The organism is Domibacillus sp. A3M-37, from assembly GCF_024213455.1.
GTDB lineage: Bacteria > Bacillota > Bacilli > Bacillales > Domibacillaceae > Domibacillus > Domibacillus tundrae.
Window position 1 is genome coordinate 286,727 of sequence record NZ_JANAVL010000001.1, and the last position, 23,329, is coordinate 310,055.

Here is a 23,329-nt window from a genome sequence, read left to right on the forward strand (position 1 = left end):
ATCGGTCCTGTTTTTCCTTTTTACTCAGCAATAGCTTTTTCAATTTCATCCGCTTGAGCCGGCACAGACTGCAATCCGCCGCCTGACAGATACCAAACGTTTGGATCAAGGTAAATAACATTGTCATTTTTCACTGCTTTTGTGCCTTTGACAAGATCGTTTTCGACTACTTGCTTCACAGAAGATTCTCCATCCACTACAACAGCACCGCGGTCAACAACAAATAAATAGTCTGGATCTGTTTCAACAAGGTATTCAAATGATACGCTTTGTCCGTGTGTCGATACTTCAATGTTTTCATCTGCCGGTTTCACGCCGAATACATCATGAATGATACCGAAGCGTGAAGCAGGACCGTATGCGCTAATTTTGCCTTCATTCGCCAAAATAACAAGTCCGTTCCCTTCCATTGTTGACGCTTTTTCATTTAATGCGGCAACTTTTTCATCAATCGCTGCCAGTTTTTCTTCTACTTCTGCTTCTTTATCGAAAATCTGGCCAATGGTTGTGGCATTTTTCTTAAATGATTCCATGTAATTTGCATCATCTACTGCAAGATAAACCGTCGGGGCGATTTCAGCGAACTGATCATACAAATCCATTTGGCGGCTGGAAATGATGATTAAATCCGGTGCCAGCTCATTAATTTTTTCAAAATCAGGCTCTTTTAAACTTCCTGTGTTTTCATATTTCTCATCTTCAAACTGGGATAAATAATCCGGAATGTTTTCTTTCGGAAGACCAACTGGCTCAACGCCAAGCTCTGCCATTGTATCAAGTGAACCAAAATCAAATACAACGACTTTTTCAGGATTTACAGGTACGGTTGCTTCACCAAGCTCATGTGTAACCGTTACTTCTGTTGGTGCTTCATTTTTTTCCGCTGGTTCTGCTGTATTTTCCTCACTCGACGTTGATGATCCGCATGCCGCCGCGATCATTGCAAATAAAGCCATTACAATAAATAATAAATATTTTTTCATTGTTTTCTCCTTTAATTAGCTGAAATACACGCATATTTTTTGATTGTTAATTTCTTGTATCGACATATCCATCCCATATACTTGCTTTAACGTCAAGCTTGTAATGATTTCATTAACCGTTCCTTGTGCTTCAATTTTCCCGTCTTTTAACGCAACGATATAATCCGAATAAACAGAAGCAAAGTTAATGTCATGAATCACGATCAGTATCGTTTTGCCAAGGTCGTCAGCCAGTCTGCGCAGCACTTTCATAATTTGAACCGAATGCTTCATATCCAAATTATTGAGCGGCTCATCGAGTAAGATGTATTCCGTATCCTGCGCAATCGTCATCGCGATAAACGCACGCTGCTTTTGGCCGCCGGACAGCTGATCTAAATACCGGTCCTGCATATCTTCAAGCTCCATGTAGCGAATCGCTTCATCGATGTAGACATGGTCTTCTTTCGTCAGCTTTCCCTGCGAATAAGGAAACCGGCCAAATGAAACAAGATCCCGAACCGACAAACGCAGGCTTAAATGATTCGACTGCTTGAGGATTGCGATTTTTTTCGCCAAATCCCGGTTTTTCGTTTCATTTACTTTTTGGCCGTCAATTAATACTTCTCCTGTATCAGCGCTCATCAACCGGCTGATAATGGACAGAAGTGTACTTTTCCCGGCACCGTTTGGACCGATAAAAGACGTGATTTTGCCTTTTTGAATATTCACTGAGACATCATCGACAACTGCTTTTAATCCGTATGATTTCGAGATCGATTGCACTTCTACCATTATGTTTTACTCTCCCTTAACAATAAGTATATAAAGTAAATACCGCCGACAAAGTTAATGATCACGCTGAGCTGTGTCGAAAATGTAAAGACATGTTCAACAAGCACTTGCCCGGCTGTCAGCGCCACGATTGACACAAGCACTGAAGCGAAAATTAACACGGAATGTTTATACGTTTTAAACATTTCATATGCAACGTTTACAACAAGAAGTCCAAGAAACGTAATAGGGCCAACAAGAGCTGTCGCAACCGAGATGAGAATTGCCACAATAACGAGCAGCCGCTTCACAGTGTAATCATAGTCGACACCAAGGTTGATGGCTGTTTCTTTTCCAAGTGACAAGACGTCCAAATATTTCACGAATTTCGTTAAATAAAGCAGCACCGCCGCCGTAATAACGGCTGCCATCACAAGGACTTCCGTTTGGATGTTATTAAAGCTTGCGAACATCCGGTCTTGAATAATTTGAAATTCGTTCGGATCGATCAGCACCTGCATAAACGATGTAAAACTGCCGAAAAAGGTACCGAAAATTAACCCAAGCAATAATAAAAAGTAAATGTTCTGCCCTTCCCGGCGAAACAAGAACCGGTACAAAATAAGCGCAAACACAACCATAAAGCCAATTGAAATGGCAAAGTTCACCTGCTTGTTCATCACCGTCAGGCTGGTTGAGCCCAGGAAAAAAACAAGCGTCGTCTGCACAAGCATATAAAGCGAATCAAGTCCGATAATACTCGGGGTCAAAATCCGGTTGTTGGTGACCGTTTGAAACAATAATGTCGCAATCGCAATGACCGTTCCTGTTAAAACAATCGCCGCAATTTTTTCCGCACGTCTCGGCAGCGCGTAATCCCAATTCGGTCCAAGTTCAATAAACATATAGCCGGCAATCGATGCGGCCGCCAGAACGATTAACAGTATAAATTTGCTTTTTTCACGCATAATCCCGTCTCCTCATCAGCAAGTAAATAAAAATCCCGCTCCCAATGACGCCGACGGTCAAGCCAATCGGAATTTCATAAGGGAAAATGATGATTCGGCCGAGAATGTCGCAAAATAAAATGAATACTGCACCGAGCAACGCCGTATCATACAAGCTGTTTTTTAAATTGTCGCCCCGGTAAATCGACACAATATTCGGAACAACGAGACCAAGAAACGGAATAAGCCCAACTGTCAACACAACGAGCGTCGTGGACAATGCAACAATAATCAAACCGATATTTACAGCCTGTTTATAATTCAAGCCAAGGTTCTTTGCAAAATCTTCGCCGAGGCCGGCAATCGTAAACCGGTCAGCAAATATGTACGCAATCACAACGAGCGGAATGCTGATATAAAGCATTTCATAGCGGCCCGCCGTAATCATGGAGAAATCCCCTTGAAGCCAGGCCGACATATTTTGAATCAAGTCATGCTTGTATGCAAAAAACGTCGTAATTGAGCTGATAATATTCCCGAACATGAGCCCAACAAGCGGAATAAAAATCGGATCTTTCATTTTAATCCGGTCGAGGATTTTCATGAACAAAAAAGTGCCCGCAAGCGAGAAAATAAACGCAACGACCATTTTTTCAAATGGGCTGGCGGAGGTAAACACAATGAGCGCGATCAAAATCCCGAACCGGGCCGAATCCATCGTCCCTGCAGTTGTTGGAGAAACGAATTTATTACGGCTTAACTGCTGCATAATAAACCCGCTGATGCTCAGTGTCACACCCGCGATTAAAATACTGATCAGCCGCGGCACCCTGCTTTGCCAGAAGATTTGCGTCTGATGATCATCAAACCGGAATAGATCAATCGGCGAAATACTTGTCACGCCGACAAATAACGATGTAAAAGATAACACAATAAGCAATAGAACTAAGTAGCGTTTTTTCATAATTTGTCCTAACCTTTGTATTGCTGTCATGCAAATGATGATAGAGAGACTCATTCTCAATTGAAGTGAAAAATATAAATGCCGATTAAGAACCGGCACGCTTTTTTACGCCAAATTGCGACGGATTTGATCCAATGTCCGCAGGCATTCTGCAAATACATTCGGGTCAATGCCAAAAGACGCATCTTGAATCGTCTGCTCAGCAACTGCGGTGTATTCTTTCTTTAGCCTTTTGCTTTCTTCCGATAAAAATACAAGATTAATCCGTTTATCTGTCGGGTGTGAACGCCTTTCAATGAGCCCGCTTCGTTCCATATTGGCGACGAGGCGTGATACGCTCGGTTCATCCCGTTCATTTAGCGCAGCGAGCGACTGCTGTGTTTGTCCGTCTTTGTCAAATAGACGGCTTAACACTTGCCATTGTTCATGTGTAATCGGATAGCCTTTTAATCGGAAATACTGGTTCAGCCTGTTGGTCATGAGCCGCGAACTTTGAAACAGCTTATACCCAAGTGAGTCATCTAGCTTATACATCACTATTCTCCTCCGACAGCTTTTCCATTTCATTTTAAAGGAAAGAGCTTGTCGGCGCAAGTACATGTCCGGTTAAACAGGCGTTACGGATGACACTTCTGTGAACGTTTCGCTCATGGAATCGATCACGTATGGCGGCTTTTCGCGTTTTTCACGATGTCCCGTAATGTGAATCGGGCTTTTTTTCCAGCCTTTATACGCTTCTTCAGAATCCCAGCGAATCGTCACAATCACTTTTTCTTCTTCTTTGTTGCGTGACCGAACAAGAATGCGTTTATCGATAAAGCCATCCATATCGGCCATTGCATTTTTCCCTTGAAAGTTTTCCACGATAAGATGAGCTGTACCAGGCTGCACGATGATCGTTTTCATTTCAATAAACATTTTCTTTCTCCTTTCTTCTTAAATGAGAATGATTTTCATAATGTTCATTATATTGATAATGATTTTCAACGTCAATACCTTTTCCTATATAAGTTGAACAAAAGAATGACGTCTCATTTTTAGAATAACAGAAGCGGCATTAACCCGATAACAGTGATCATTCGACCGATAAAAAGCATTTATCGGTCAGATCGGCCTATTTATCAGTCACTTCCAGCATTTTATCGGTCACAGCGAAAAAACAACAGTTCAATTTATATAGTTTAATTATTTTCCAGTAGCGCCGTTTTTCCTTTATGATAGAAATATAGAGAAAAAAAGGAGTTACTATCGTGAACAATCAACCACTTTTTATTCAATTTTGGAAAATCACACTCGTTCTTTGGCTGATCGCTGCTGTTGTCTTCGGCTTTTTTGCTGCAAAGCTTCCTTCTAAGCTTGAAGGTGATGGATTCCGGACAGATGGCGACTATGAAACTGTTCAGCAGAAATTGCATGACACATTCGATTTTCCGGAGCATACACTGCTCGTTTTGTTTGAAAAAAGTGAAAGCGAGTCAGCAGATGCTTTTCAGTCAAAAATCGAATCGGTGTTAACCGAGATTGACGACGGTGTTTCTCCTTCCACGGTGGACTCGCCGCTTGTTAAAAAAGAGTGGCTGAAAGACGATATCGCGTATGCAGCTGTTCACTTCGACGACGAATTTATTGCAATGGACCCTGTTATTGACGATGTCCGATCGATTATTAAAAAAGAAGATGGCATTTCGTTAACAGGCGGGCCGGTCATCTCAAAAGATATTAACAAGGCAAGCCAGGACGACTTAAAACGGGCAGAGCTGATTGGTCTGCCGGTGGCGCTTATCGTGCTTTTGCTTGCGCTAGGAACCGTTGTTGCATCGATTTTGCCGCTCATTATTGGCGGTGTCACAATTGTGACCGGCTTCGGCATTTTATCGTTCATTGCCGACTCCGTGGACCTGGCGATATTTATTTTAAACATTGTGCCGATGCTTGGGCTGGCGCTGTCAATTGACTTTTCGCTTCTATTTATTAATCGCTATAAAGAAGAACGCGCGAACGGACGGACGATTGATGAGGCACTTCAGATCACACAGTCTAAAGCCAGCCACTCGATTTTGTTTTCCGCGCTGTGTGTGTTTATCGGGCTCGGCTCGGTGATGTTAATCGATATTGATATTTTCAAAAATGTGGCGATCGGCGGAATGATAGCTATTGCCATTGCAGTGATCGCCTCCATGACACTTTTGCCGGCCATGCTGAAGCTACTCGGCGACCGCATAAATAAATGGCAGATTGTCCGTCCAAATCCCGATACGTCCAATCGATGGCGCACTTTTGCCAGCTTTGTCATGAAGCGGCCGATACTGATTGCCTTGCTTGCGCTACTCATTCTCGGCGCTGGCATCGTTCCGGTACAAAAGATGAATCTTGCCATTCCGGCGGCAGACTCTTTGCCAAAAACGTTTGAGTCACGGACAGCCTATGACAAAATTGAGCGGGAATTTATGCAGGATGCCGCGTCAACAGTATATGCTGCAGCGGAAAGAGAAGATGGCTGGCTCAGTGAAGACGGGCTTGCTGTGATGAAGAATTTACAGGATGAATTCGAACGAGAAGAAGCTGTTAGTGGAGCAGAAACGTTATTTTCCATTAGCGGCCAAACCGATCCGGTTCAGCTTGCTGCTGTTCTCCAAAATCCACAGGCAGCCGCCCAGCTTCAGCCGGCCATTGATGGTTTTATAAAAGAAGACAAGCTGCTCATCCCTATCTCACTTGATGTGGAGGCGGATTCTGATACGGCGCAGACGATCGTTCGTAACTGGAGCGCGGACGACTGGCCGGCGGACATCATGTTTGGCGGACAGCCGAAGTTTAACCAGGAGCTGTACGATGAAATTTTTAATAAAGTGATTCCGGTTTTGTCGGTCATTTTAATTTCAACATTTTTTATTTTAATGATTGCGTTCCGTTCGATCATTATTCCGCTTAAAGCGATTTTAATGAACGTTATCAGCCTTGCCGCCACATTCGGCATTCTCGTCTGGCTGTTCCAGGGCGGCCACTTCGGAATGGACCCGGCTGATATTTCGCTTATTTTGCCAGTTTTAGTGTTTAGTCTTGTTTTCGGCCTAAGCATGGATTATGAAGTATTTCTCATTTCCCGCATTCGCGAGTATTACTTGGAAACACACGACAACACATATGCGACAGTAGAAGGGCTGGCGAGCACGAGCAAGATTATTACGTCTGCTGCACTCATTATGATCGTGATTACCGGTGCTTTTGCATTTACCGGCGTTGTCCCGGTCAAGCAAATTGGAATTGGCATTGCCGTCGCGATTGCGATTGATGCGACCATCGTCCGGCTCCTTCTTGTACCAAGCTTAATGAAACTGCTCGGTTCCGCGAACTGGTGGATGCCGTTTAGACGACATAATGTAAGGAGCAAAGGCTAAAATCGCGACATCCTGTCGCAACGCCTTCGTGACCCGCATCATGCGGGCCCAAGGAGCAAAGGCTAAAATCGCGACATCCCGTCGCAACGCCTTCGTGACCCGCATCATGCGGGCCCAAGGAGCAAAGGCTAAAACCGTAACATCTTGTCGCAATGCCTTTATGACCCGCATCATGCGGGCCCGAAGAAGCAGCCCCACACATTTGTGGGGCTGCTTCCATTTATTAAGCCGGCATGGAATCATATGCGAGCTTCTTAACGTTTAACTCGTCCTGTTTCTGCTTTCTAACCATACTATAAATTATTCAATTTCAATGGTTTTTTCTGTTTGTTTTCCTTTCGACATAATAATTCTTAAGACCCCATCTTTAAATGACGCTTTTGCCGTCTCATCTGAGATGGAATAAGGCAATGTTATGATTCTCTCGTATTGTTGCAATGATTGATTTTTAAAAAAAACGACACCCTCCTTCGTTTCTTCTTCTGTTGAATTGGCATTTTCCACACTGATCTTTAATTGACCATTTGGCAGAATTTTTATCTGAATCTGGTCTCGCCTGCACCCTAAAAGTTCTGCTTCAATCACCATGTCTGAACCTGTTTCATAGGAGGTAACAGCAAACGACTGGTTGAAGAAATCCTCATAATGTCTAAATGATTCCTCGAAAAAAGAATCAAACGATTTTATAAAGTTTGAGAAAGAGTTTTGAAACAGGCTTGGCAAGTTATTTTTATCAGAATCCATTGTTTATCTCTCCTCTCCTGATTTATATGATAGCTCTGTGTGCCATACACAGCACCTCTTTACAAACTATGCTCACTAACTCAGTTAGGAGCTTGTCTTTCGGCGAATACAGATGATTTTAATAACAGATACAATTGGAAAGTTTGTTTTTATTTCGTTTTCATCTGTACAACTTCTCCATATTGCGTGTGTGTACAGGGAACAGATAATTTTTAAAAAGCACTTTTTATTTTTAAGAACATAAAATAAGATCAACAAGGAGGATCACTCCATCTTTGTTAGGGCTTCCGTCTCCTATACTATTATGTTTATTATCTTTAGTAATTGCTCCTATTTGAAAGTAGTTACTTTTTAGTTATGAAAGATGGGTATAAAAAAGCAGTGATTTTGCAAAAAAAGTTTTTTTCTCGACTTCTGTCCAAACAACTTCTTATATTTTTCATACTCTGTAGAAAAGGAGGTGGAGAATTATGAGCGGAGTAGCATCTTATGGAGCTGGAGCAGGACGTGGATTTGCGCTGGTCGTCGTATTGTTCATTCTTTTAATTATCATTGGAGCATCATTTATGGGTGGATACGGCGGTTATTGTTAAAAATGTTTATAGCTGTTCGCAAACCTTTCATATCTTAAAAAGGAAAAGGGATATATTTTACGCTTGTAAAATATATCCCTTTTGCAAATCAATGACCGATCGATAACGATCATTTTTATACATTATGATTCATATCGAAATGTAGATCCAGCTATCACCTCGTCAGCAGTTTTCGTATACAACCCGCCATCTTTAAAGGGTCCTTGAAGAGAATGAAAAGAATCAACAATCTGGAAACCAATATGATACCCAATCCACTTTGGCAGGTTCCGGTTGTTTTTTCCATATAAAAAAACGTCATATTTTTCTTTTCCAACGATATTTAAAGACGGGATGAATTTCTTTTTCCAAATTTCCACTGTCTCATCAAATGAATAGAAATTAATCCAGGGGGCTAACCACTTTTCCCCATATAATTCTTTCACAGCAAATTCCCCAAACCCTTCAATAATGAGCGCTTCTTTTAGAGATAATTGTTTTTCATCTTTACCTAAATACGCTAGCCGGCACACATGGTTATATTCATGTGCCAATAAAGCCATTATCTCTTCTTTTTGCAAATCAGGCGATAGAAACAAAAAGATTGCTTCCTTAAAAGCCGCCCCATTTTTTGAAACAGTGTTTTTATTTCTTGTCAGATGAGCATTTCTAATTGGAAAAATGATGATCGGTATCTCTGGACCATTCCATTTCCTTTTTAATCGTTCATATTCCTGACTCACAAGCTCCCACATACTGCTTTTCTCCATTCGATAAACGGTCTGTTCAATATCCTTCCATTCCGAGGGCTCAAACAGTCCGATAGTTAATAAATGGTAATGAATTTCTTCAACACTTATCTCAGGAAATAAATTTTCAAGTGAAGAGCACAAAACGTCACACTGAATAAAATAAGGATTCTTAAGGTGTTGTTCTTTGCAGGCTTTCAAGAAATCATACATCCATGTTCGAGTGTCTAATACAGGCAAGATGCCGCCCCCTCCTTTTCAATACTCTTTTTATTTTTATGTACATAACTATTTCTTATTAATAGAAGCGCATTTTTTCACTTAGATTACGATAATTTACATTCGCAGGCCTTTGTCTAATACAGAACTTTCTTTTCCGCATAAACTATTATGCATAGCCAATGCAAATTTAAATGAAAAGGGGGAAAGAGATATGTCTCATCCACATATGTATCATGTTTGCTGTAAGCATGTTGGAAAAATGGTACGGCTCACATGTCATGATGGCAAGGTTTATACAGGGAGAATCACGCGGGTTACACATGAGCACGTTTGGCTCCATCCTGCTGGAGGACTGGGAGGATTCGGTTATGGTTTTGGTTATAGATATGGATATGGCGGATATGGATATGGCGTTCCAATCGCACTCGCTGCAATTGGTGGATTTGCCTTAGCATCAGCGTTCTTCTGGTAAAAAGAGCGTCAATCACTTCCCGGCTGCGATCCTAAAAAGGATGAACGATTTTTCATTTTCCTACCTCTCTGCCCAACCAACAGATGTAACTTCTCATACTATGTAGAAAAGGAGGTGTAAATTCCATGAGTCAAGTTGTTTCACCTGGCTATGGAGCTGGCCGGGGGTTTGCATTAGTGGTTGTGCTGTTTATTCTTCTCATTATTGTTGGGGCTTCTTTGGTCGGTCATCATGGCCATCATGGGTATTACTGCTAATGAACGATCTAGAAGGTTCATTGCCTAGATTCAATGAATCTCTCTAGTTAAAAGCCAGCTTTTCATATGAGCAAATGGCAGGACTCCATTTTCCACGTCCATAAACTTAAAAAACCGGGAGATTTCTCAAATAATCAAGAAATTCCTCGGATTTTAAAGGAGGTGACAGATATGAGTGCAGTAGGATACGGTGGCGGCGGATACGGCAGCGGCTTTGCATTGGTTGTTGTTTTATTCATCCTTTTAATCATCATCGGCGCATCATTCAGTCGCGGATACGGTTACTAAAAATAACCTCCCGTTTTAACATTTCGGTCCCTGTTTAATCCGGAAACGGTCATTATTCAAGTAGTAATGATCGTTTCCTTACATATATTTATTTCAGGAACTATACAAATTTTGCAGGTTAGAAAAGATAGAATTTTACGTGCTCAAAAAATTTTCACCTGACCCCTTTTCGCCTTACGTATTGTTTTTCAAGGAAAAAATATTAGGGGAAATAGGAGGCATTATGAACATTTATCAAAGTCGTGATTTTGAGACAATCGCAAAGTTAAGTGAATCTGTTCACGATGTGCATGCAAAACTGTATCCGGAATATTTTAAAGAGTATGATCATCATGATGTGAAAGAATTCTTCAAAAGTGTCATCAATATCGACCGTTTCGTTTTTTTGATTTTAGAAGATCATCACGAACCCCTTGGATATGCTTGGTTAGAGATACGAAATTATCCAGAAATGGCTTTTAACAAAGAATTAAATTCTGTATATGTACATCAGTTAAGCATCACAGAAACGCATAGAGGAAAGGGCTACGGCTCAAAATTAATGGAGGAAGTATACACCGTAGCGAAAAAATTAAATATCGACCTGATTGAACTCGAATATTGGACTGAAAACACGTATGCAAAACAATTTTATAAAAACCAACATTTCACAAAAACCAGAGAGGTTGTTTATAAATCGTTATAATTTGCTTGGAGCTGTCCCAAAACAAAGAGACAGCTCCAAGCCATTGTTTCTCCAATCAGTCTGAATCATTTTTATTATGTGTTTTCGTCATGACAGCCTGAATAGCGTTCTCAATTTCCTTATATCCTGTGCAACGGCAAATATTGGAAGATAGCCATTCTGTTATTTTTTCTTTATTAGGATTCGGATCATTCATAAGCAGCGCATGGCTATTTAAAATAAATCCCGGCGTACAGTAACCGCATTGAAAAGCAAACTCGTCCACAAAGGCTTTTTGGACCGGTGAATGGAGCAGTCCTTCAATCGTCGTGATTTCCTTATCTCCTACTTCAATAGCCAGCGTAAGACACGATTTCATTGGCTTTTGATTTATTATGACGGTGCATGCCCCGCAGTCCCCATTTAAACAACCGGGCTTCGCTCCCGTTAACCCTAAATTATTTCGTATTACATCCAGTAAAAGATCAGCTGCCAGAATATCTGTTTCAACTTTTTCTCCATTAATATTCATGTCAATCGTGACTTTTTTTGACTTCTTCTCACTCACGCTGATCACCTTCTAATTTCTTCAAAAAATCAATAATTGTATTTTTCAAAACAAATAACCGGTACTCACTTGATCCTTCCGTATCGTTTAGAACGGGCTTCGGTAAATACTTGAAAGAGTCTAAGACACGCTCTTCATACGGCTTCTTCCTGTCATTCAAAACAACTTCCATTTGTTCAGATCGAAATGGAAACGGACAAACCCCGCTGAACGCAAACCGGAGGAGGCCGTCTTTTTTTACAGATGCAACTGTCAAAAGCGGGTACCCGGTCTTCCACTGCTGACGTTTCTTCACACTAAGAGAAGGCAATCGTAAATCTATTTTTTTTGTTGTGAGCTGAACAAGAAATTCTCCGTCCTTCAGCGTTAACGTTTCAATAAATACTTCTTTCAGTGATTGCCTCCGCACTCCGCTTTCTCCGGCAATAAGGACTTGACTGTCCAATAAGAGAAAAGGCAGGACGCCTTCTCTGTAAAAAATTTGCCCGCAAATATTGCCGCCAATTGTAATTTTATTTCGTGCCGTATAATCCGCAATCTCTCTTGCTGTCTCGGTTAGGAGTGGAAAATCTCTTTTTTCATCAAAAAAGCTGAGAGGCAATGCAGCACCTATTATGAGTTCTTCATGATGAAACCCCCATTCCTGGCATTCAGGAATGGATTTAATATCGATCACCGCATCGGTGTAGACGAGATTTAACCGGCTAAGCGTAATGATCTCAGTGCCGCCTGAATAGTAGACAGGTTTCCCGCCCTCAGCGGTTATGGTTTGGTATAGATGAGCCGCTTCTTTAATTGATGTTGGTTTGTAGTAACGAAAGTCATAAGGAATCACCTCTATTTGCCGCCTCCTTTTTTCGCCATATCAATTCAGGAAGCAATGGTAATTGGTTTAAGGAAACGCCTGCAGCTAAAGACAAACTATTGCCAAGTGCTGCCGGCATACCGAGGAGTCCATGCTCTCCAACCCCTCTTGAACCATATGGCGCGTCTATTTGCGGTGTTTCAACAAATTCACAAATATATTCAGGATTCTCACCGTACCGTAACGGCCTATAGGTTCTTAACTGAGGATTCAGCACTCGGCCGAGATCATCGAAATAAAATGTTTCCCTTCCCCCAAACGCAAGTCCCATACTCATGGCACCCATTATCTGTCCTTCAGCCATTTTAGGATTCAGTACTTTTCCAGCATCGATGACAGAGAAGGCTTTTGTTATTTTGTACGTATACTCCCGCGTATCAAACTCCACTTCAACCCCTTGTGCACCGACTGTCCATTCCGGCCCCGGCTTTCCTGCGCCTGTTTCAGGGTTTAAATAGGTGAGATGCCTAAGTATATAATGTCCCCTGCCAATGATTTGTCCTCCAATGGCATTTCCATTCGGATATGTGTACCCATAGGCAAGATCTTTATACGATAATCCGATAGATGGGTCGTCCCGGAGATAAACCCTTTCTCTCCCGATTTCAAAATCTTCAACAGGCGCTCTTAACACACACGAAGCCAGGTGCTTTAACTGGCCGATCGCATCATCAGCTGCCTGCAATGCGGCTCTTCCCGCCATGAAGGTTCCACGGCTGGCGACTGTCTTCCAATGCTCCGGCGTGTTTTGTGTGTTCACTTTTATTTGGACATGTACGTTTTCAAACTTCATTTTTAGCTTTTCTGAAACAATTTGAGCAAGTACCGTTTTGGTTCCCGTCCCGATTTCAACGACTCCGGATAAAAGGTTCACACTGCCATCGGGATTAAATGTTAAAATAACCCCGGAGCCTGCATTTGTGTCAATAGTTGATGTCTTCCAAACACAGCTGATTCCCTTCACTTTCATTTTATGATGACCGAGATCGATCTTTTGCCCTTTTTCCCATTCCATCAATGTTTTCAATCGATCAATACACTCCGGCAAATTGCCAACATTACTTTTGTTCAGCAAAACTTGTGTAGGCGTTGTGTCTCCAGGACGAATTGCATTTTTGTGCCGGAATTCAAGGGGATCGAGCCTGAGCTTGTCTGCCAAACCGTCCATTGTACGTTCAAAAGCAAATAACACTTCTGAATGGGCATAGCCTCTGTAAGGGGACGCGTACGGGTGGTTCGTATACATGCACAGCGAGTCACACCAAACGTTATCAATATGGTAGGGGCCCGTACAATCCACTGCACCCGCTCTGCTTAGGGACGTTGCTTTATCTGAATAAGCGCCCCCGTCCCAAAGATAAAGGATTTCAGCCGCCTGTAAAAGTCCTTCTTGCGAACAGCCAAGTTTAATGGTTGCTTCCAGTCCGATATGGCAGGGAGAAGTTAAGATATCTTCTTCACGGGTGTTTTGCACCCTTACCAGCCTGCCTCCTACAGCTTTTGATGCAATATAAGCAAGAAGCTCCAGCTGGATAGAAGCTTTTCCTCCATATCCTCCTCCAACAAGTGGCGTATTGACAATCACATTCCCATTTTTGATTCCAAAGTATTCACTTATTAAGCGTTTAATCATGAATGGGGCCTGCGAGGATGAGGTGATCAAAACTTTTCCGTCAGCTTCAATTCTCCCTAATGCACAACGGGTTTCCATAGCTATGTGATCAGAAGGATTAAATGAAAAACGCTTTTCTATTACAACATCGCTTTTTTCCCATCCTTTTGTGATATCCCCTTTTCTAATTTTAGAACGATTGGCAATATTCGTTCCGGGCTCCGGGTAGACGGTAGATTTTTTTTTATATTGCTCCAGTTGTTCGTGAACAAGAGGTGCGTTTGGATCGAAAGCTTGTCCCGGCGTGTTCACAACAGGCAGAGGTTCATACACAACGCGAATGAGATCCGCCGCTTGCCTGGCGCATTTCGGCGTATCCCCTACAACAAGAGCTACCACTTCTCCATGATAACGGACTTTCTCACAGGCAATAGGGTAGCGGTCTTGAATTTCTTCCCCGGTTAAAGGTAAATTCCCCCCCGTAATAATTGCTTTTACTCCTTTTATCTTCTTCGCTTTGGAAAGGTCCATATTCTTTATGAGCGCATGCCCATAAGGACTTATCACCTTTTCTGCATAAAGCATTCCGGACTCGCTTTTATCTCCTGTGTATACTGCTTGTCCTGTTACTTTTTCCCATGCATCTTTTCGCGAGACTGTTTTTCCGATGATATCCATCTTCTCCTCCCCTGAATCATTTTATTTGCCCCTCTTTCCACGGTACCTTCGGGTCAAATAGACACCAACAGCCTTTTATTGTTTTCTTACGTGTGTCTTCACGTATTTATATGACCGGCACTTCTTTAAAATGAAATCGAATGATTAAAATCGTGGAGGTTACAGCGTTTTTAGTAACAACACATATATAATGAAGGAACATAAATGACTGGAATTAACAGCCTTTCTAAAAAAATGCACCAATTTCAAATATTTTCCCGAACCGAATCCGGCTTGCAAATAAGCAGCATACAGTAGTATAACGAGACATATCCGAACATAAGAGGTTATCAGTGTTTCTAATAAGTGACCAAAGGGAATGTATAGTGAATTTTCTACCCGCAAAGCATGCATTCCCTTATTCTATTCGAAACCTAAAAGCTGAGCTGCTTTACTATCTTGTCGTAAAATAATCCGTTCCTTGTGTTTTCTGTATTTTTTCCATGATGATATCCATTGTTTTACGCGGGGTTAGGTTGGAGTTATCAATTGGGATGGTCCATTTTGCATCATAGTAATACTCTCTTTCCAGTAAATGCATGTGAAACCATTCAGGAACATGGTTTTGCCTTTTCAACAGCCGCTCGATGATCTTTCTTTTCGGTGGGGTAAGTGTGAAATGATACACAAGCGTTTGCTCATCTATTTGTACATACTCCAGCACATCATTCACCCTCAGTTTATTGTAAATTTCAATTCCAAATATAAATACCGTATGAATTCCATTTTCCAGAAAATTATTGGTTAAGCATCCTGTATTATGCCGGGCCAATTTATATAAGCGGCCCCCATGCGGACTACGAAACCTACGATCCACAAATTTATACACCTCATCCATATCGATTCCAGCAATTTCATCATTATAAGACGGTCCTATTTGTGTTGTTAAAATCTCACACAAAGTAGTTTTTCCCACACCGCTTGCACCGCTCACAAATACAATTTTTTTCACGCAAAATCATTCTCCTTCTCGTTTTCCTTTATATATCTATGCACAAGAGTAAGAAATTTGCTGGTGGTCATGATCTGGTGACTGCCGAGGGTAATGCACGACAAAATCTGAGCTGTTATTTCCCCTTCGCACATGAGGATTAATTTTTATAATAAAGGATATGAAAATTGTTTGAAATTTGTTCCTCATGTATCGTTGCACAACTTAAAAAAAGCCGGACAACTAGAACAGCGCTGATACAAATTAATCATACAAATTACTTTCAATCGGAATAACATATGTTATAAGGGGAGGTGTGAGATGAACGATAAAAGAAAAACCCAACACGAGCTCTCTATACTGCGTGCTATCCAACGCGACATGGATATCATAACAGCTGGGTTATTATTAGCCGGACAATTTACCATTGTTGGAATTTTTATTACTCCAAACGGGTTTGCGCTTGCAGTTGGCGGCCCCCTTTCCGGAGAATCGCGAATAGAATCGAAAAACAACAATCAAGCAGTAGATGCAACGATTGATGCCATAGATATTCTTCTTGCTATGTTGTTAATCAGCGGCAAGGTTGGAATTGGCGCTATAGCGCTTAGTTCTGACGGGTTTAGTTTCACCATCGCCGGACCCATTTTTGGAACTCAAAAACCCGATCCAACTCTGCCTAATGCCCCAAAAGTCTTTAAAGAATTTAATACCGTTGTGTCGAAGCACTTTGACATTGACCTGGATTTACAAAAAAATTAAAGGGAGGTGATAACCGTGGCTTTAACAGATACTCCAACGATTAGACCGTCTAAAGGCAGCCTTTTTCTTGTCGCACTTCCCATCATTATCTTTATCCTGTTTTTCACTCAATTTAAAAGCCCTGATCGACCACCGGTATAATAATAGTAAGCGTAAGCATTTTTGCTCTGTATATGCTATACAGAGCAACCTTACATTGATTTAAAGTTAGAAAATCTGTAACAGTTTACATCTCGAAAATTTTACTTTTAATGAAAAAGGAGACCAATTCTTGTCCGGAAAATGTGTTTCTCCGTTGTTCTGAGTTATGATGATTATTGATACAAAAAGATTTTTACATTTTCAGTATTATCAACAGTTGCCAGTAAAATATCTTTTACCTCAACATTGTATGTACTCTTTATTTTATTTTTCAGCCAGATTTCATCTTTATCCAAATTGTTCAATTCATTAACATCCACTTTTCCTTCTTTAATAACGGTTTTCTGAAAGGAAAATGGTTTTGTCGGTAAGCTCAAATCCGCCGGAGTTACTGTCTGATGCTGAGGGCTTAAAAAAAAGGAAATGGCACCACCAGGTTCCCATAAAGCGAGTGAAACTTTTTCAATCCCATCAATTTGCCCTTTTCTGAGTTCTGACAATAAGAAATCAATGGAAATTCTCGCTTTTATTAGATTTTTGTCAATTACTTGCCCATTTTTTATGACCGGATAAGGAGAAGGCTCAACCCAATTTCGAAACCTTTGCCATTTCATGCTTAACATGACCCCGAATATATATAAAACGACAAAGGCAGACATCGTAACAAGTGTTCCTTTTATCCCTATTTTTTCATCTGACAAGGGATGGGCAATAATATTGCCAATTGATATCGCGACGATAAAATCAAGTAATCTTAACTGAGCAATCGATCGCTGCCCCATCATTTTTGCTGCAAACAGTAAAAATAAAAAAGCGGTAATGGCTCTTAACACCCACTGAATGACGGTAAGTGTTTCTTGTCCGTGATAAAATTCCACCCTTATGCACACCCTTTGCTTGTTTAGTAAGATTCCATGCCAGTATCTTTATTTTTTCCTTATATACAGTTATTTATAAGACCAGATAAATGAAAACACAGGTAGAGGAACTTATTTTTGTACACTGCTTGTACAAATAAAGTTCTTATAAAAAAAATTCCCCAATCTCAGTACCGCCACATATACTTCAAATAACAAAGGTATGTAACGTGTATCTGTTCGTTGGGGAAATTTAAGCGTTAATTATAAACTATTTTACAAGTGATACGAGTAAAGACGCAAACTAAAAGTGAACTCAAGGCCTCAGAGGCAATTGAAAAGCAAACAGATCTTTTTATTTTTAACGTAGTATATTAAAAAAAGAACCCATTTGTCTTAGCGCATTAATCCCATTTGATAAGTCTCCTACATTCGTCATAATCTGGCTGATATTCCCCCACGTACTAGGTCTCTGTTGGTAAGGTTCTCCTTGGGGTGAGAAAGGATTGATACCTTGTGTAAAAAATCCAGATCCCGGACCTGGGCCAGGGTTACGGTAAGGTGACATAGGATTCGGCGGATATGGTCTGCCATATGGTTGATAGGGGCCTGGATAAGGCCGGTATGGTCTGCCGCCATATGGCCGATACGATCCTTGATAAGGTGGGTATCGTCTGTCGTATGGTTGATAAGGTCCCGGATAAGGCGAATACGGTCTTGAACCAGGATTCTGAGGAAAAAATGGCATTGTTTTTCACCTCCTTTCTTTTAGCAGTCTTCTGATAGCCGGCAACGACACAACATATATAATCAAAAGCAGCCAGGAATGAAACGATTGTACGTTAATCCTTGTATTTTTAGTTTAAGGTGATACGCAGTGGCAAATATTTATATATACATCAGCACCTTGTATTAATTGTTCAATTTTATCTTATGAAAAAAAGCAAAAAATGATTGGGACAAACTCACTAAGTAAAAAAATAAAGCGGCTTCCTATTCTTCACGGGGGGATTTTTCACAGAATTAAAAAGGCGGTGCCAAATAGTAAGTACTGGCGCCACCAATTAGGTTATCTGCATAGTTAAGCCCGTTGGACAATTCTATCCAACGGGCTTACTTCTAAATGATTTAAGAGAATGGATATTCACGTGGTTGTTTTTGGACGGATAGCCATTTAACTGTTGTAAATTCATCGATGGCCCATTCGCCGCAATAACGACCAATTCCGGAGAGCTTTTCCCCGCCGAATGGAACATTTGGCTCTACGTTAATAGACTGGTCGTTCACATGAATCATGCCTGTTTTGATTTTTTTAGCAACATTGATGCCTCTTTCAATGGAACCTGAGTATACCGCGCCGCTCAAGCCAAATGGCGTGCCGTTTGCGACTTTTATGGCTTCTTCTTCACTATCAACAGGAATAATAACCGCGACAGGCGCGAACACTTCATTTTGAGCAACAGCCATATCATTTGTGACATCCGCTAAAATGATTGGTTCTACAACATTTCCGTTTACTTCGCCTTTTAAAATTATTCTCGCGCCTTCACCAATACTTTGTTCGACAAGATTCAGCGCGCGGTCTACCTGCTTCCGATTAATTAGCGGCCCAATAATTGTGTCGCTCTCTGCTGGGTTTCCGGCTTTAATTTTAATGCTTGCCGCTTTAAATTTTTCCACAAATGAATCATAAATCTTGCGGTCTACAATAATACGGTTCAGCGCGATACAAATTTGGCCAGAGTGCATATATTTCCCAAATGCAGCGGCAGATACCGCTAAGTCAACATCTGCATCATCGAGAACGATAAGCGCATTGTTTCCGCCCAGTTCAAGTGCTGGTTTTTTCACGTTTTTCACGGCTAGTGAACCAACGTGTCTGCCTGCTGCCGTTGAGCCAGTAAATGAAATAACCTGTGGGACAGGATGCTCAACAAAATAATCGCCCACTTCTTCAAGATCCGCTGCCAAGACACTCAATACGCCTTTTGGAAGACCAGCTTCCTCAAAGAGTTTAGCAATGATAAGGCCGCCCGTAATTGGCGTCTGTGAATCGGATTTAACAACAATGCTGTTGCCTGTTGCAATGGCTGGAGCCACAACACGAATGGTTAAATAAAGAGGCCAGTTCCATGGTGTAATCGCTCCCACAACACCGATTGGATCACGGTACACACGGTTTTCTTTTCCTGGAACGGCTGAAGCGCGGATGGATGCTTCCATTTGCAGCGGATATTTTGCCGCTTCTTTAAGGTCAGCAATGGAACAGCTGACTTCGACGTTTGCTTTTAATTGCGAGCTTCCTGATTCTTCAACTAAAAGCTGGACTAGTTCTTCTCTTCTTTCTTCAAAAAGAGCCGCTACTTTTTCAAGCAGTTCCACGCGTTCATAAGCAGAAGTCGCGCCCCAATGCTCCTGCGCTTTTTCAGCCGCTTCATATGCTTCATTAATGTCTTCTTTACTTGCATATTTAAATTTTGTCAGCACCTCATTGTTGTAAGGGTTTTCAACAACACACTCTTTGCTGCTTGAACCATCTTTCCACTCACCATTGATGATTAGCTTGTTCCAGTCTGTGTATTTCGCTGTTTTTGTTTCCAATATATTTTCCTCCTCTAATTAAGAAAGTTTTAAAATTGGCTTGATCGTTATTCCTGTTTCAGAATCTTCACAGGCTTGATTGATTTCTTCCAAAGAGTAAAATTTAATTAATTTATCAAATGGAAACTTGCCTTTTTTATACAAGTCAATCAATTTTGGAATATACGTCTGCGGGACGCCCGATCCAAGCAAAACTCCAGTAACAGATCTTTCAAACAGAAGCGTATTAACATCTAAGGAAACTTCTGTCCCAACCGGCGGTGCTCCAATGACTGCTGCTCTTCCTAATGTCGCCAGGCAGTCAACCGCTTGACGCAGTATAGCAGGGATACTTGTTGTTTCAACAGAATAATTAGCTCCGCTGCCAGTGATTTTTTGAATTTCTTCCACTGTATTGGCGACGTCTTTCGGGTTAATGGTATGTGTTGCACCCAATTCTTTTGCAAGTTCTAAACGGCTTTCTTGAAGATCAACTGCAATAATTGTTGTGCAGCTGGCAACGTTCGCAGCCATAATTGCGCTTAAGCCTACAGAACCGCAGCCAAATACGACAATGCTTGATCCTTCAGCTGGCTGCAATTTATTTAATACAGCACCGCTGCCTGTTTGAATTCCGCATCCAAGCGGACCTAGAATTTCCAGCGGTACATCTTTCGGAACTTTTACGACATTACGTTCTGACACGACGGAGTAGTGGGCGAAACTTGATTGACCGAAAAAGTTCGATACGTCTTGATGGTCTTTGTGCAAGCGGCATGTGCCATCCCCCATCGTGCCTGTGAAATTTAACTCGAAAAATGTTTCACACGCATAAGGGTTGCCGGACAAACATTTCGTACACTGCCCGCATGAACTGAAAGACAATACAACGTGATCACCTGGCTGTACACTTGTAACGCCTGTACCGACTTCTTCCACAATACCTGATCCTTCATGACCGAGTACGGCTGGCAATGGAACAGGATAATACTGATCCCTCACAATTAAGTCCGTGTGACAAATACCGACCGCTTTAATACGGATGAGCACTTCCCCGTCTTTTGGTTTGTCGATGGTAATATCATCAATTTGAAACGGTTCCCCTTTTCCATACGTTACAGCTGCTTTTGTTAACACATGCTTCACTCCCTGCCCCTGAAATTAGTAAGCGTTTTCATTAACAATATATCTCGAATTCGAGTTGTTTAATTTCATTATTGTATTTTTATTATTTTAAATTTTTGTTTTTTTAAAATTTTCAATTACTATCTAGGCAGGTTTTAAAAACTATTTATCCAATATCATAAATGTGCCTCTGGCTGTGGCAATATGTTTACCCTCTTCGTTGAATGCATCCGCATTCAAAACAGCTACACGCTTTCCATTTTTCACAATAGCTGCTTTTGCAATAAGCCGGCTTCCAGCCATCGGTCGAAGGTAGCTCGTATACAAATCGATGGTATTACAGTATTTGTTGCCCTCTAACGTTGTCGAGATCGCTGCGGCCATTGACATATCAAGCGCAGTTGCGATAACCCCCCCATGCATCGAACCGTAGGATTGTTTAAATTCTTCTTTCATCTCTATTTCCAATTCACATTCTCCGTCAGTGCCTTTTAACACATTAACACCAAATAACTTCCACACATTACCTTCCGCCATCGTTTTTACTCTTGAATGAATATCCACTTTTACTGCCTCCCTTTATATTGAATTGCTCATAAAAAAAGCTTGTAGAGATGGTTCGTTTCTCTACAAGCCCGGAAAAATAGATTCCTAATTGTTTTGTCCAAAAACGAAAAAATCTATGAGCGTGTGGACAAAGTTAAAAAGCAGGCTGATTGAAAACGGTTGTCTTTCAAGACGCGCAGCCGGATGGGAAGCGGAGTGACCTTTTTAGGGTCATGAGCATTCACAGCTGGCAAGCAACGCCGAAAGCGAGCGTTTGTCAACAGCCTGCAATCTTTTTCACTCTTTTATTCCTTATTTCCCTTTAAATACAGGCTTTCTTTTTTCAACAAATGCATCTACGCCTTCTTTGAAATCTTCTGTTGTGCGGAGAAGGCCGTATGCTTTTCCTTCAATTTTCAGGCCGGCGCTGAGCGGGCTTTCTTCCGATGCATTCAAGACTTCTTTCGCTACACGCTGTGCAACAGGAGAGAATTGAACGAGTTCTTCCGCCAAGGAATCTACTGTTGCCTGAAGATCCGCTTTCGGCACCACTTTTGTTATAAGGCCCCACTGGTAGGCTTCATCCGCCGGAATTTTGCGCGCGCGCATAATCATGTCTTTCGCACGTGTTAACCCTACAGTCTTCGCGATACGCTGTGTGCCGCCGCTTCCCGGAATCATCCCCAGGTTCATTTCCGGCAGCGCCATCAGCGTGTCTTCCGCTGCGATTCGGAAATCACACGCCATCGCAAGCTCCAGGCCAACGCCAAATGTATACCCCTGCAGCTGCGCGATAACCGGCTTCGGCGAACGCTCAGGTGCCGCTACATTATCCGCTAAATGAGATAATTTTTCCTGATGTGTCGTCATGAATTCCGGAATGCTTCCTCCGGCACAGAAACAAACGTCACCTGCTCCTTTTAGGATGATAACACGAACATCATCATCTGCATTTAGCAGATCAAAAATGCCGCCGAGCTGGTCTCTTCCTGCCATGCTGATGTAGTTCATTTTCTCCGGGCGGTCAAAGATAATTTCTGCTGTTTTCTTTTCTGCGTTTTTCTCAATTCGAATATGATCGTAAGATTGTTCCGTAATGGTCATTGTATGGTCTCCTTCGTATTAAGATAGAACTGATTGATTTCTTTCTTCAATTGTTTTTTCAATTGCTTTTACGATACCGTCATAACCAGTGCACCGGCATAAATGACCGGAAAGCATTTCTTTTATTTCTTTTGAGGACGGGTTCGGATTTTTCTCAAGATAGTCCTCCGTTGACATTAAAATGCCCGCTGTACAAAATCCGCATTGCAGCCCGTGGCACTCAATGAAGTTTTTCTGTAAATCTGTTAATTCATGATTGCTGGTCAAGCCTTCGACCGTTTGAACTTGCTGGCCATCAGCCTGAATTGCAAACATAAGACAGCTTCTCACTGCTGAACCATTCACATTGATTGTACAAGCACCGCACACACCATGCTCACAGCCGACGTGCGTACCCGTCAGTCCACATACATCGCGTACAAAATCACTTAACAGCATACGGGGCTCTACTTCTTCCTGAAATACTTTCCCATTTATCGTTACTTCGATTTCATGTTTGCCCATCTTC

25 protein-coding genes are annotated in these 23,329 nt (G+C 41.6%); 7 read left to right on the forward strand and 18 right to left on the reverse strand.

The window, feature by feature from the left end; translation table 11 throughout:
• Positions 1-20: 20 nt before the first annotated feature.
• The 6 genes from NLX67_RS01530 to NLX67_RS01555 all read right to left on the reverse strand — a co-directional run bounded on the left by NLX67_RS01530 (position 21) and on the right by NLX67_RS01555 (position 4,565).
• Complete coding sequence (locus tag NLX67_RS01530; RefSeq protein ID WP_046178261.1) at positions 21-983, reverse strand: siderophore ABC transporter substrate-binding protein; 963 nt, start codon at positions 981-983, stop codon at positions 21-23.
• Between the two features lie 15 nt (positions 984-998).
• Entirely contained in the window at positions 999-1,757 is a 759-nt protein-coding gene (locus NLX67_RS01535; protein WP_046178260.1) for an iron ABC transporter ATP-binding protein, read from the reverse strand.
• Complete coding sequence (locus NLX67_RS01540) at positions 1,757-2,704, reverse strand: iron chelate uptake ABC transporter family permease subunit (protein ID WP_046178259.1); 948 nt, start codon at positions 2,702-2,704, stop codon at positions 1,757-1,759. Before NLX67_RS01540 ends, NLX67_RS01535 begins: the two co-directional genes overlap by 1 nt.
• Positions 2,697-3,647, reverse strand: a complete 951-nt coding sequence (locus NLX67_RS01545; RefSeq protein WP_046178258.1) for an ABC transporter permease — start codon at positions 3,645-3,647, stop codon at positions 2,697-2,699. The genes NLX67_RS01540 and NLX67_RS01545 overlap by 8 nt, the downstream gene beginning before the upstream one ends.
• Before the next feature lie 105 nt (positions 3,648-3,752).
• On the reverse strand, positions 3,753-4,181 hold the full coding sequence (locus tag NLX67_RS01550; protein ID WP_254310105.1) for a MarR family winged helix-turn-helix transcriptional regulator: 429 nt from the start codon (positions 4,179-4,181) through the stop codon (positions 3,753-3,755).
• A 72-nt stretch (positions 4,182-4,253) separates the two neighbouring features.
• A complete protein-coding gene (locus NLX67_RS01555) occupies positions 4,254-4,565 on the reverse strand; it encodes an antibiotic biosynthesis monooxygenase family protein (RefSeq protein ID WP_046178256.1) in 312 nt (103 codons plus the stop codon).
• A 332-nt stretch (positions 4,566-4,897) separates the two neighbouring features.
• Here NLX67_RS01555 and NLX67_RS01560 point away from each other — a divergent pair, with 332 nt between their 5' ends.
• Complete coding sequence (locus NLX67_RS01560; protein ID WP_254310106.1) at positions 4,898-7,045, forward strand: MMPL family transporter; 2,148 nt, start codon at positions 4,898-4,900, stop codon at positions 7,043-7,045.
• A gap of 300 nt (positions 7,046-7,345) precedes the next feature.
• On the opposite strand, the gene NLX67_RS01565 is transcribed toward NLX67_RS01560, so the two are convergent.
• Positions 7,346-7,789 (reverse strand): Hsp20/alpha crystallin family protein, encoded by a 444-nt coding sequence (locus tag NLX67_RS01565; RefSeq protein WP_254310107.1) that lies wholly within the window; start codon positions 7,787-7,789, stop codon positions 7,346-7,348.
• A 470-nt stretch (positions 7,790-8,259) separates the two neighbouring features.
• Between NLX67_RS01565 and NLX67_RS01570 the strand changes: the two genes are divergently transcribed.
• Positions 8,260-8,382 (forward strand): YjcZ family sporulation protein, encoded by a 123-nt coding sequence (locus tag NLX67_RS01570; protein ID WP_082091415.1) that lies wholly within the window; start codon positions 8,260-8,262, stop codon positions 8,380-8,382.
• Between the two features lie 122 nt (positions 8,383-8,504).
• Here the strand turns inward: NLX67_RS01570 and NLX67_RS01575 are convergent, their stop codons facing one another.
• The gene (locus NLX67_RS01575; protein WP_254310108.1) at positions 8,505-9,350 is read right to left on the reverse strand and encodes a DUF2268 domain-containing putative Zn-dependent protease; all 846 of its coding nucleotides are present in this window, start codon (positions 9,348-9,350) and stop codon (positions 8,505-8,507) included.
• 193 nt (positions 9,351-9,543) lie between these two features.
• On the opposite strand from NLX67_RS01575, the gene NLX67_RS01580 reads away from it, so the two are divergent.
• The 4 genes from NLX67_RS01580 to NLX67_RS01595 all read left to right on the forward strand — a co-directional run bounded on the left by NLX67_RS01580 (position 9,544) and on the right by NLX67_RS01595 (position 11,034).
• The gene (locus tag NLX67_RS01580; RefSeq protein WP_254310109.1) at positions 9,544-9,804 is read left to right on the forward strand and encodes a hypothetical protein; all 261 of its coding nucleotides are present in this window, start codon (positions 9,544-9,546) and stop codon (positions 9,802-9,804) included.
• Positions 9,805-9,929: 125 nt separating this feature from the next.
• Positions 9,930-10,061 (forward strand): YjcZ family sporulation protein, encoded by a 132-nt coding sequence (locus NLX67_RS01585; RefSeq protein WP_082091414.1) that lies wholly within the window; start codon positions 9,930-9,932, stop codon positions 10,059-10,061.
• Positions 10,062-10,232: 171 nt separating this feature from the next.
• Positions 10,233-10,349 (forward strand): YjcZ family sporulation protein, encoded by a 117-nt coding sequence (locus NLX67_RS01590; RefSeq protein WP_082091413.1) that lies wholly within the window; start codon positions 10,233-10,235, stop codon positions 10,347-10,349.
• A gap of 223 nt (positions 10,350-10,572) precedes the next feature.
• Positions 10,573-11,034 carry a GNAT family N-acetyltransferase gene (locus NLX67_RS01595; RefSeq protein ID WP_254310110.1) on the forward strand — a complete coding sequence of 154 codons (462 nt, stop codon included), beginning with the start codon at positions 10,573-10,575 and terminating at the stop codon, positions 11,032-11,034.
• 55 nt (positions 11,035-11,089) lie between these two features.
• On the opposite strand, the gene NLX67_RS01600 is transcribed toward NLX67_RS01595, so the two are convergent.
• The 4 genes from NLX67_RS01600 to NLX67_RS01615 form a co-directional block, all read right to left on the reverse strand.
• On the reverse strand, positions 11,090-11,545 hold the full coding sequence (locus tag NLX67_RS01600) for a (2Fe-2S)-binding protein (protein ID WP_046178878.1): 456 nt from the start codon (positions 11,543-11,545) through the stop codon (positions 11,090-11,092).
• Between the two features lie 28 nt (positions 11,546-11,573).
• Positions 11,574-12,416, reverse strand: coding sequence for an FAD binding domain-containing protein (locus tag NLX67_RS01605; RefSeq protein WP_254310111.1), 843 nt, complete (start codon positions 12,414-12,416; stop codon positions 11,574-11,576).
• Positions 12,403-14,736 carry a xanthine dehydrogenase family protein molybdopterin-binding subunit gene (locus NLX67_RS01610; protein ID WP_254310112.1) on the reverse strand — a complete coding sequence of 778 codons (2,334 nt, stop codon included), beginning with the start codon at positions 14,734-14,736 and terminating at the stop codon, positions 12,403-12,405. The genes NLX67_RS01605 and NLX67_RS01610 overlap by 14 nt, the downstream gene beginning before the upstream one ends.
• 433 nt (positions 14,737-15,169) lie before the next feature.
• The gene (locus NLX67_RS01615; RefSeq protein WP_254310113.1) at positions 15,170-15,727 is read right to left on the reverse strand and encodes an ATP-binding protein; all 558 of its coding nucleotides are present in this window, start codon (positions 15,725-15,727) and stop codon (positions 15,170-15,172) included.
• 300 nt (positions 15,728-16,027) lie between these two features.
• Between NLX67_RS01615 and NLX67_RS01620 the strand changes: the two genes are divergently transcribed.
• Positions 16,028-16,468 carry a hypothetical protein gene (locus NLX67_RS01620; RefSeq protein ID WP_254310114.1) on the forward strand — a complete coding sequence of 147 codons (441 nt, stop codon included), beginning with the start codon at positions 16,028-16,030 and terminating at the stop codon, positions 16,466-16,468.
• A 314-nt stretch (positions 16,469-16,782) separates the two neighbouring features.
• On the opposite strand, the gene NLX67_RS01625 is transcribed toward NLX67_RS01620, so the two are convergent.
• From NLX67_RS01625 to NLX67_RS01650, 6 genes are all read right to left on the reverse strand, one after another.
• On the reverse strand, positions 16,783-17,487 hold the full coding sequence (locus tag NLX67_RS01625; RefSeq protein WP_254310115.1) for a DUF421 domain-containing protein: 705 nt from the start codon (positions 17,485-17,487) through the stop codon (positions 16,783-16,785).
• 1,107 nt (positions 17,488-18,594) lie between these two features.
• Entirely contained in the window at positions 18,595-20,070 is a 1,476-nt protein-coding gene (locus NLX67_RS01630) for an aldehyde dehydrogenase family protein (protein WP_375143344.1), read from the reverse strand.
• Positions 20,071-20,085: 15 nt separating this feature from the next.
• Positions 20,086-21,183, reverse strand: coding sequence for an NAD(P)-dependent alcohol dehydrogenase (locus NLX67_RS01635; protein WP_254310479.1), 1,098 nt, complete (start codon positions 21,181-21,183; stop codon positions 20,086-20,088).
• A 150-nt stretch (positions 21,184-21,333) separates the two neighbouring features.
• On the reverse strand, positions 21,334-21,735 hold the full coding sequence (locus tag NLX67_RS01640) for a PaaI family thioesterase (RefSeq protein WP_254310117.1): 402 nt from the start codon (positions 21,733-21,735) through the stop codon (positions 21,334-21,336).
• Between the two features lie 294 nt (positions 21,736-22,029).
• On the reverse strand, positions 22,030-22,821 hold the full coding sequence (locus tag NLX67_RS01645) for an enoyl-CoA hydratase/isomerase family protein (RefSeq protein WP_046178241.1): 792 nt from the start codon (positions 22,819-22,821) through the stop codon (positions 22,030-22,032).
• A gap of 18 nt (positions 22,822-22,839) precedes the next feature.
• Positions 22,840-23,325: a (2Fe-2S)-binding protein gene (locus NLX67_RS01650; protein ID WP_254310118.1), complete on the reverse strand. Its 486-nt coding sequence runs from the start codon at positions 23,323-23,325 to the stop codon at positions 22,840-22,842.
• Positions 23,326-23,329: the final 4 nt, after the last annotated feature.